The organism is Pseudomonas sp. (genome assembly GCF_049645325.1).
Classification (GTDB): domain Bacteria; phylum Pseudomonadota; class Gammaproteobacteria; order Pseudomonadales; family Pseudomonadaceae; genus Aquipseudomonas.
The window spans coordinates 1-8,118 of the sequence record NZ_JBARTQ010000053.1 but is presented as its reverse complement, the minus strand read 5'-3'; the positions used below and the strand labels follow the sequence as shown (position 1 = coordinate 8,118).

The following is an 8,118-nucleotide window of genomic DNA, read 5'->3' as shown; positions in this document are numbered from 1 at the left end:
GTGGTGTACTGCTGACGTGCCAGTGCTTTCGGAACAGTGCGGGTGGCGACCACCAGCACGCGGAAACCGTCCTCGTTATAGTCGTTGGCCAAGGCCAGCAGTTCGTCGCGACGACGCTCATCCAGCGGCACGGCATCGCCGGCTTCCATGACGTGGGTGGCAATGCTCAGCATCTCCTCCACAGCGCCCTTGCACACCAGCAAGTGGTCGCCAACGGCGTCCTTGACCACGATCGACAGGCGACGGCGGACAAAGTCGAACGGCAGTTCATCGACCTTGCTGTAGGCAAACGGCACCTGGAACTTCGGGTTTTGTTCCGAGAACTGCACCACGGCCTGGTCCATCAGGTTTTTCATGCCGCTCTGGTGGTGGCTGTTGAGCCACGCCAGGGACAGCACCGCGTCATCGCGCTGGCCGAGGGCGTTGACGTGGTGTTCGAGGATGATTTTGTCCTGGGTCAGGGTGCCGGTCTTGTCGGTGCAGAGCACGTCCATCGAGCCGAAGTTCTGGATCGCGTTGAGGCGTTTGACCACCACTTTGCGCTTGGCCATGGCCGTCGCGCCCTTGGCCAGGTTGGCGCTGACGATCATCGGCAGCATTTCCGGGGTGAGGCCGACGGCAACCGCCAGGGCAAACAGGAACGCATCGCCCCAGTCGCCTTTGGAGAAGCCGTTGAGCAGGAACACGATCGGCACCATCACTAGCATGAAGCGGATCAGCAGCCAACTGACGCTGTTCACGCCACGGTCGAAGGCGGTTTGCACACGCGAGCCGACAATCGCTTTGGCCAGGGAGCCAAAATAGGTGCGCGGCCCGGTGGCGACCACCACGGCCTTGGCCCGGCCGCTGACGACGTTGGTGCCCATGAAGCAGATGTTTGGCAGGTCCAGCAGGTTGCCTTGATCGGCGGCCAGCGAGGAGGCGGATTTCTGCGTGACGTCGCCGAGGGTGTCGTATTTCTCCACCGGCAAGGCTTCGCCGGTGAGCACGGCCTGGCTGATAAACAAGTCACGGGACTCGATCAGGCGGATATCGGCCGGGATCATGTCGCCGGCCGACAACTGCACGATATCGCCGGCAACCAGTTCGCGCATTGGCACTTCGCGCAGGACCGGTTGGGCACCGACTTGCTCGCGGCGCAGCACCGTGGCGGTCGTGCGCACCATGGCTTTCAATGCTTCAGCGGATTTCGCCGAGCGGTGTTCCTGCCAGAATCGCAGCAGGCTGCTGAGCAGCACCATGGTCATGATGATGATGACCTTGGTCAGGTCGACTTCTTCACCGGCCTGCAGCGGCAACCAATAGTCAGTGACAAAGCTGATGCCCGCCAGGGTCAGCAGCACGTAGATAAACGGGTTGTTCAGTGCCTGCAGGAACTGGACGATAGCGTGAGGCGGCTTGTCATGCGCCACTTCGTTATAGCCCTCGCGTTGCAGCCGTGCGCTGGCGTCCAGTTCGGTCAGGCCATCCTGGGTGGCACGCACATTGGCGAGGGTGGCCTGCAGGCCGTTCTGGGCTTCACGGGCGGCGCGCATCGACAGTTTGGTGTCGGTGGCGGTGCCATTCTTCTTGTGCAGAGGTGTGTTTTTTACGGCGCTCATGTCTGTACTCCTGTCGCCAATTCTCGACAAAACATACCCGGTACTTACCTGAAGACAGGCGAGCGAAAGCATGCCGAGCCGCGGACTTCGCGATCGGTTTAAATAAAGTGTTCGGGTAACTTTTACAGGGCCCGCTAGAGCGCGTTAGTTAATCAGCGCGCAGCAGGCTACTACTGGACTTATTCATAAAGAATTCCAGAACATTAATCAGGAAGTTACTGTTTCCAACCGGTTTAAGCGGCGCGAGTGCTCAGGTAAAAATCGAGCAACAGGCGGGCTTGAGCCAGTGTGGAAACCTTGGGTCTCTGCGGGTCTTGAGGGTCGGCGTGATCCCAGTGCTGCAGCAGTTGGCCGCTGGCAGGGCAGATACGCCAGTGCGCCAGCGGGGGAGCCGGGCGCGCTTGGGGGGAGGGTGCAGCAAAGGCTGAGCGGGTAGGCGAAAAGCCCACGGGCTCGCGGCACAGCTTGGCACGCAAGGCTGCGGCCAGTGTACGAACATCAGGTAAAGCAATGAGTTGGAAGGTCATAACACACCTCGGGACCGGACGGGCGACCGGTGAGGCAGTTACGGTGGAGCATCAAGCTCTAGCGCAGCTTACCGGACCTGGAAGGCGAGTCCTGTCATATTCTGGGTTTGGCGCCCGATGCCCGCGCAAGCGGTGCTCGGACAGCGACTAGATACTGTGTCCATTGGCTTCTTTTGTGAGGTTTAAAAAAGGCCCCAGTTGCGGGCAGGGGCAATCTACTCAGCCAGTTACAAAATGTCAACGCATGATTAATTAAAGGCCCCTGTGTTCAGAGTTCATTCAGACAAGAGGCACTTTGTGGTCGGCAATATATAACGTCATATCCCTTGGGTCGCCAGAACAGCGAGATATAACAACACTAACCCACACGCGCCATAACTGATCCGTTGCCAGACAGGTGATGCCGTATTGCGCAGCAGGTTGACCAACGCGGCGATCAGGAAACATGAGAGCACTGACGCCAACATAAAGCCTGCAAAAAACACCAGGGTTTGCCCATGGCTCGGTGTGGCCCCGACGATGCCGGACAACGCACTGCCGAGAGCGCCCCAATAAACGATGTTCTTCGGGTTGGCCAGGGAAATGGCGGCGCCCACAGCCAGCGCGTTTTGCCCGCAACTGCCGGCCGCGGTGCCCGCGTCGGGCAAGTGCCAGGCGTCGATCAGGCTGCGCACCCCCAGCCAGGCCAGGTACAGCGCACATACCATCGTCAGCGGTACGCGCACCGCGTCATGCTGAATCAACAGCGCAATGCCGGTCAGGCCAATCACTGCCCACACGGCGTCCCCCACCAGCGAGCCGACCTGCACCAGCAAAGCCGGGGTAAAACCGTGGAGCAAACCACGGCGCAACGTCTCCGCCAGTACCGCGCCGGGAGAAAGGCAAAACACAAAGCCGAATACCAGCGCGTAAAAGAAGATCGTCAACATGCCCGCGTTCCATCAAGAGAGTGCGAGCAGTGTGGCGGACGGTGGCGTGGTCGTCTTGAACCAGATTGCGCTGTTCAGCGTTTCAACAGGCCTTGGTAGCGGCCCGGCGTGATGCCGTAGGCGGCGCGAAAGTGCCGATTCAGATGGCTCTGATCGGCAAAGCCCACGTCATGCGCAACCTCGGACACGGCAGCGCCATGGCGCAACAGGCCTTTGGCACGGCGAGTGCGCAACTGCATGGCCCATTGCCTTGGGCTCAGCCCGGTTTCTTTCTGGAAGGCCCGCAGCAGGTGGAATTTGGACAGCCCCAGCTCATCGCCCAAGTGCTCCAGCCCCAGCTCATCGCCCAAGTGCTCCAGCGCCAGCGATTGCTGCAGGTGCGCGGCGAGCAGTTCCTGGACACGGCCGATCATGGCTTTGCCTGTGGACGCACTGCCAGGCGTGTTGCATGGCGCTCATCGATATGGCTCGGTAAGAGGATGGGCCTGAGCATACGCCGACTGGCGAGGTCAGATCGACCGTTGATTGACGCGTTGAGACAGCTCCTGCGCGCTTTCCTTACGCTCCGAGTAGCGGTCTACGAGGTCCGGGCGGTCGCGCAACAACAGGGTGAACTTGACCAGTTCTTCCATCACATCGACAACGCGGTCATACAGCGCCGAAGGCTTCATGCGGTCCTGATCATCGAACTCCATAAAAGCCTTGGGCACCGAGGATTGGTTGGGAATGGTGAACATGCGCATCCAACGGCCCAGTACCCGCAGTTGATTGACGGTGTTGAACGATTGCGAACCGCCGGACACTTGCATGACCGCGAGAGTCTTGCCCTGCGTGGGCCGAACCGCGCCCAGGGCCAGCGGCACCCAGTCGAGCTGGGCCTTGAACACCGCCGACATCGAGCCATGGCGCTCGGGGGAACACCACACCTGGCCTTCGGACCACTGCATGAGTTCGAGCAGTTCCTGCACTTTAGGGTGATCACCCGGTGCATCGTCCGGGAGCGGCAGCCCGGAGGGGTTGAAAATGCGTGTGTCGGCGCCGAAATGGCGTAACAGGCGGGCAGCCTCTTCGACCAACAAGCGGCTGAACGAACGATCCCGCGTAGAGCCGTACAGCAACAGAATGCGCGGCGGGTGTCCCGGCCCTGCATTCACGGGCGTTGAAAGGGTGGTGTCGAGATTGGGCAGGTGGGTCATGACATTCTCCGGCTACAACAGGGCAATGCGGTCGAGTTCAGCCTTCAATTCAGCAGGGTTCAGGCGGGTGAAGGGCAGGTCAAAAAACGCCCGGCAGCGCGTTGCGATGATTTCCAGGGTTGCAGTGAAGGCCGCGTCGAGGCTTGCGTCATCACCGTGTACATCCGACGGATCTTCCAACCCCCAATGCGCCTTTATGGCTGGCCCGAAATACACCGGGCACGCTTCGCCGGCCGCCTTGTCACACACGCTGATCACAATGTCTGGCGGGCTGCTTTCAAACGCATCGTTGCCTTTGCTGTACAGCCCTTCGGTGCTGATGCCGGCGGCCTGCAAGATGCTCAGGCTGCGAGGCAAAACCTGGCCCTTGGGGAAGCTGCCCGAGCTGATCGCCTCAAGGCCCGGCGGCGCGAGATGGTTGAACAGTGCTTCGGACAAGATGCTGCGGCAGCTGTTGGCGGTACACATGAACAGGACTTTCATTACGTTATCTCCTTCAGATACTCAGGCGCAGGGCGAGGGCGGCAAGGGTGATCAGCAGCACTGGCAAGGTCAGCACGATGCCAACCTTGAAGTAGTAACCCCAGGTGATGGTGATGCCTTTGCGCGCCAGGATATGCAGCCACAGCAAGGTGGCCAGGCTGCCAATCGGGGTGATTTTCGGGCCCAGGTCGCTGCCGATCACGTTGGCGTAGATCATCGCGTCCTTGACCACGCCCACGGCATGGCTGGACTCGATGGACAGCGCGCCGATCAACACCGTCGGCAAGTTGTTCATCGCCGACGACAGCAGGGCGGTCAGTACCCCGGTGCCCATGGCCGCGCCCCATACGCCATAGGTCGCGAAGGTGTCGAGCCAGGTCGCGAGATAGGTGGTCAGCCCGGCGTTGCGCAGGCCGTAGACCACCAGGTACATGCCCAGCGAGAAAATCACGATCTGCCAGGGCGCTTCCTTCAGCACCTTGCGCGTGGAAATCCTGTGGCCTTTGGCGGCAATCACCAGCAGCAACACGGCGCACACCGCGGAAATGGCACTGATGGGAATGCCCAGCGGTTCCAGGGCGAAACAGCCGACCAGCAAGATACCGAGTACCCACCAGCCTGCGCGAAAGGTCGCACGGTCATGGATGGCGCTGGCCGGATCATCCAGGTCAGCGGGGTCGTAGGTCTGGGGAATGTCGCGCCGGAAAAACCACAGCAGCACCGCGAGCGTCGCGGCGACGCTGACGATGTTCACCGGCACCATGACGGCGGCGTATTCGTTGAAACCTATCTTGAAGTAATCCGCCGAGACGATATTCACCAGGTTCGAAACCACCAGCGGCAAGCTGGCCGTGTCGGCGATAAACCCCGCGCCCATCACGAAGGCCAGCGTGGTCGCCGGTGAAAAGCGCAGCGCCAAGAGCATCGACATGACGATCGGTGTGAGGATCAGCGCCGCGCCGTCGTTGGCAAACAGCGCCGACACCAGCGCGCCGAGCAGCACCATATAAGCAAACAACCGCCGCCCACGCCCTCGGCCCCAACGCGCCACGTGCAAGGCGGCCCAGGCGAAGAAGCCGGCCTCATCAAGCAATAGGCTGATGATGATCAGCGCGACAAAAGTGCCAGTGGCGTTCCAGATGATGTGCCACACCACGGGTATGTCGGTGTAGCTGATCACACCACTGGCCAGCGCCAGAATCGCTCCCAAGGTTGCACTCCAGCCTACGCCGAGGCCCTTGGGCTGCCAGATGACCAGTACGATGGTGAAGATAAAAATGCCAATTGCGACAAGCATGAATAAACGCTCCGATGGCTCAGCAGCAGGCGCTGGCCCGTTGTGGTCTGTCACCCATTGCATCCAGACGCTGCGCGTCGCTGTGCAACCATGACTGGTTGGCTTGCAGAGTGGTGTCCAGCACCTGGCTCACCCAGGCGGGCAGGGCAGGGTTGAGGCGGTAGTAGATCCATTGACCCTGGCGGCGATCCAGCAGCAACCCGCAACTGCGCAGTTGCGCCAGATGCCGGGATATTTTCGGCTGGCTGTCATCCAAGGCATGGATCAGTTCGCACACGCAAAGTTCGCCTTCGCGCAGGATCAGCAGCGTCAATCTGGCGCGGGTGGCATCGGCCAGGCATTTGAACAGGGTAGGCGGGGAGATGAGGTCCGACATGATCAGGCTCTTCGTATATATGATTATTCGAATATACGGATATTCATATATGTAGGTCAAATCCTGAATTCGATTGATGTGGATCAAATACCCGCAAATCGACAACAAGTGTTTGAAATTAAACTGAAACACGAATGTCCTAAAGTGCCTCCCCATTGCTCATGAAGGAAGAACCCGCGTGACCCGTGCCACTCGCAACCTGCGCAAGACCCTCGATTCCGTCGCGGACAATAACGAAACGGCGGCATTTGACCTGATGCGCGCCGTCGAAAAACTCGGCGATGAAGTGCTGCGCCAGCGCCTGCTCAACACCATTCACCGGCTCAACCAGGACGCTCATGAACTGCGCGAAGCGCGCGACGCGGTCGAGCAAGTGTCGGTCAAGCTCGCCTGAGCACGATCGTTCAAGACAACCCCCGTGTGAAGCTGGCATGCTTGTCGACTGTCTGTCGATGAGCCGTCTCCATGCCTACTGCCGTACCGCATTACGCCTTCGCGCGCGGCGCAATCGCCGTTATTCCGTTGTCGCTGGCCTGCGCGCCCTGGGGGCTGCTCGCCGGCTCCATGGCCATTGATGCGCAATTCAGCCCTCTGCAAGCGCAGGGTTTATCCGCCATCGTATTTGCAGGCGCCGCGCAGTTGGTGGCCATCGGCATGGTCAAAAGCGGCGCGAGCCTGATTTCAATTGTGCTGACCACCTTGCTGCTGACTTCCCAGCATTTGCTGTACGGCATGCACATGCGCCCGACGCTGTCGTCACTCAACGCCCGCTGGCGCATGAGCCTGGGGTTTCTGTTGACCGATGAGTTCTTCGCCCTGGTCAACCACTACGACCGTGAGACCTTCAACCGCTGGTACGCCTTGGGCGTGGGCCTGACGTTTTATATCGCCTGGAACCTGTTTACCTTGGCGGGGATTGTGCTCGGCAAAAGCATTCCCGGGCTTGATCAGTTGGGGTTGGAGTTTTCCATTGCCGCGACCTTTATCGCCTTGATTACCCCGGTGGTGCGTGATGTGCCGACGGTGGTGTGCGTCGCGGTGTCGTTGCTGTGCTCGGTGTGGCTGAGCTATTTGCACTGGGAGTCGGCGGTGGTGGTGTCCGGGGTGTTGGGCATGAGCGCGGGTTACGCGTGCAAGCGGTTGGGAGTGGGGCAGCGATGATCTACATCATGATTGTGGCCATGGGCGTGGTGGTGTTTCTCAACCGCTACCTGTTCATCGAGCCACGTTTGCCGGTGCGCCTCAACCGTGGGGCGCGGGAGTTTTTGGGGTTTGCGGTCCCGGGGATGTTGACAGCGATTTGCGGGCCGATCATTTTTCTTGCGGATCACAGGTTGAATTTGAGCCCGGCCAATCCTTATTTACTGGCGGGGATTTGTGCGGTGGCGTTGATGTTTTGGACGCGCAGTGTGTTGGTGACGGTGCTGTTGAGCATGGGGTTGTTTTATTTGTTTCGCTGGTGGTTTTGAGGTCTTTGGGTGGGGGCGGGTGTTTGGGGGCATATCCGTTGCTGCGGTTGTGGCGGATATGGGTTCCGCTCTTACAGCGGGTCACTTTCGAAAAGCGCGAAAGTAACCAAAGCGCTCTTGCCCCTCCACTCGGTGCCTCGCTGTGGCTCGGCATGCCCGCACTCCGGCTTGAATCCGTGGGCCGCCGCCACGCGCCATCCATGGCGCGGGGCGGCTAACCCGGCGTCCTGCCGGGTTGCC

The 8,118-nt window shown here is 60.2% G+C and carries 10 protein-coding genes and 1 pseudogene; 3 read left to right on the top strand and 8 right to left on the bottom strand.

Annotated features, from left to right (window positions below):
* The 8 genes and pseudogenes from mgtA to WBB95_RS02350 form a co-directional block, all read right to left on the bottom strand.
* Nucleotides 1–1,601: magnesium-translocating P-type ATPase (mgtA, locus tag WBB95_RS02385; RefSeq protein ID WP_424486119.1), on the bottom strand; the 1,601-nt coding region annotated here is incomplete at its 3' end.
* A 233-nt stretch (nucleotides 1,602–1,834) separates the two neighbouring features.
* On the bottom strand, nucleotides 1,835–2,128 hold the full coding sequence (locus WBB95_RS02380) for a hypothetical protein (protein ID WP_424486118.1): 294 nt from the start codon (nucleotides 2,126–2,128) through the stop codon (nucleotides 1,835–1,837).
* Nucleotides 2,129–2,445: 317 nt separating this feature from the next.
* Entirely contained in the window at nucleotides 2,446–3,057 is a 612-nt protein-coding gene (locus WBB95_RS02375; protein ID WP_424486117.1) for a LysE family transporter, read from the bottom strand.
* Nucleotides 3,058–3,131: 74 nt separating this feature from the next.
* Nucleotides 3,132–3,494: pseudogene (locus WBB95_RS02370) on the bottom strand (helix-turn-helix transcriptional regulator); the annotation flags it as partial.
* A 72-nt stretch (nucleotides 3,495–3,566) separates the two neighbouring features.
* Nucleotides 3,567–4,253, bottom strand: a complete 687-nt coding sequence (gene arsH, locus WBB95_RS02365) for an arsenical resistance protein ArsH (RefSeq protein ID WP_424486116.1) — start codon at nucleotides 4,251–4,253, stop codon at nucleotides 3,567–3,569.
* A gap of 12 nt (nucleotides 4,254–4,265) precedes the next feature.
* Nucleotides 4,266–4,736, bottom strand: coding sequence for an arsenate reductase ArsC (locus WBB95_RS02360; RefSeq protein ID WP_424486115.1), 471 nt, complete (start codon nucleotides 4,734–4,736; stop codon nucleotides 4,266–4,268).
* A 13-nt stretch (nucleotides 4,737–4,749) separates the two neighbouring features.
* Nucleotides 4,750–6,033, bottom strand: a complete 1,284-nt coding sequence (locus WBB95_RS02355) for an arsenic transporter (RefSeq protein WP_424486114.1) — start codon at nucleotides 6,031–6,033, stop codon at nucleotides 4,750–4,752.
* A 19-nt stretch (nucleotides 6,034–6,052) separates the two neighbouring features.
* Entirely contained in the window at nucleotides 6,053–6,409 is a 357-nt protein-coding gene (locus WBB95_RS02350) for a metalloregulator ArsR/SmtB family transcription factor (RefSeq protein ID WP_424486113.1), read from the bottom strand.
* A 178-nt stretch (nucleotides 6,410–6,587) separates the two neighbouring features.
* Here WBB95_RS02350 and WBB95_RS02345 point away from each other — a divergent pair, with 178 nt between their 5' ends.
* From WBB95_RS02345 to WBB95_RS02335, 3 genes are all read left to right on the top strand, one after another.
* Complete coding sequence (locus tag WBB95_RS02345) at nucleotides 6,588–6,803, top strand: hypothetical protein (protein WP_424486112.1); 216 nt, start codon at nucleotides 6,588–6,590, stop codon at nucleotides 6,801–6,803.
* Between the two features lie 71 nt (nucleotides 6,804–6,874).
* Nucleotides 6,875–7,570 (top strand): AzlC family ABC transporter permease, encoded by a 696-nt coding sequence (locus tag WBB95_RS02340; protein ID WP_424486111.1) that lies wholly within the window; start codon nucleotides 6,875–6,877, stop codon nucleotides 7,568–7,570.
* Nucleotides 7,567–7,878, top strand: a complete 312-nt coding sequence (locus WBB95_RS02335) for an AzlD domain-containing protein (RefSeq protein WP_424486110.1) — start codon at nucleotides 7,567–7,569, stop codon at nucleotides 7,876–7,878. Before WBB95_RS02340 ends, WBB95_RS02335 begins: the two co-directional genes overlap by 4 nt.
* Nucleotides 7,879–8,118 lie beyond the last annotated feature (240 nt).